Source organism: Myroides pelagicus, from assembly GCF_009711055.1.
Classification (GTDB): Bacteria; Bacteroidota; Bacteroidia; order Flavobacteriales; family Flavobacteriaceae; genus Flavobacterium; species Flavobacterium pelagicum.
Map to the genome: position 1 here is coordinate 1 of NZ_WMJY01000094.1, position 534 is coordinate 534.

The 534-nt window shown below is 32.8% G+C and carries 1 protein-coding gene; it reads left to right on the plus strand.

Annotated elements, in window-relative coordinates:
- The coding region (locus tag GJV77_RS14700; RefSeq protein WP_193563685.1) for a transposase at positions 1-490 on the plus strand (490 nt) is incomplete at its 5' end.
- Positions 491-534: the final 44 nt, after the last annotated feature.

The window sequence follows — 534 nt, forward strand, 5'->3', positions numbered from 1 at the left end:
AGAGAATAAAATTAAGGTCATTTCTAAAGTAAACCCTGTTATTAGTCAAGGAGCAAGAAAAAAAGAAGACCAATTTGATTTTAATAAAGATGCTGATATGTTTGTCTGTCCCGCTGGTCATTTAGCTGTTAGAAAGGCCACTCAAGGCAAAAAAGGAGATAACGTTAATCAAGTAAAGACATATTATTTTGATGTAGAGAAATGTAAACAATGTCCTTTAAGAGAGGGGTGTTATAAACCAGGGGCAAAAACTAAATCATATTCTGTTTCTATATCAAGTCAAACACATTTAGATCAAATAGCTTTTGAACAAACACAAGAGTTTAAAGAACAATCGAAACATCGCTACAAAATTGAAGCTAAAAATGCCGAACTAAAGAATGTACATGGATATGATACAGCGATGTCTTATGGCTTAACCTCTATGCAAATGCAAGGTGCCCTGGCTATTTTTACTGTAAACCTAAAAAGAATACTGAAATTACTGTAGGATAACCATAGAAGGTCAGTTATCACGTATAAAAAAGCTTTTTT